The organism is Xanthobacter autotrophicus, assembly GCF_030015065.1.
GTDB classification, from domain to species: Bacteria; Pseudomonadota; Alphaproteobacteria; order Rhizobiales; family Xanthobacteraceae; genus Xanthobacter; species Xanthobacter autotrophicus_D.
Map to the genome: position 1 here is coordinate 1 of NZ_JAIVFN010000348.1, position 483 is coordinate 483.

General features: G+C 62.9%; 1 protein-coding gene and 1 pseudogene. Both read right to left on the reverse strand.

Annotated features, from left to right (window positions below):
- Positions 1-193, reverse strand: a 193-nt coding sequence (locus K9U40_RS23470) for a response regulator (protein ID WP_282892471.1), incomplete at its 3' end; no start/stop codon positions are given.
- An 87-nt stretch (positions 194-280) separates the two neighbouring features.
- Positions 281-483, reverse strand: a pseudogene (locus K9U40_RS23475) (arylesterase); the annotation flags it as partial.

The window sequence follows — 483 nt, forward strand, 5'->3', positions numbered from 1 at the left end:
GGCGCGGCAACATGAGGTCGAGCACCACGACGTCATAGCTGTTCTCCGCCGCAAGGCGGTAGCCATCCAGGCCGTCCTGTGCATAGTCGACTTCGAAGCCGCGACCTTCCAGGTATTCCCCGATCATCTCGGAGATGTTGCGGTTGTCTTCGACCACCAGCACCAAGCCGGAGGTCTCCTTCGTCTGACGCATGTGATTCCCTCTAACTTCAGCTTTGTGAAACATGCCGGATCGACGGTGGACGCGATGTGAGGTTCCGTCAAGAGGGTTGTAAATCGTTCAGAGCAGAGGCCGCGGGAGTGGCCAGACGTTGTCCAGCACCCTCGATTGCGCCTGCGCCGTGGGGTGCAGGCCATCGGCCTGCATCATGCCCGGCTGCAGGGCCACGCCCTCCAGCAGGAACGGCAGCAGCGGCACCTTGTACTGCGTGGCCAGCGCCTTGTAGGCCGCCGCCAGGCGCTGGCGGTAAGCGGGCCCATAGT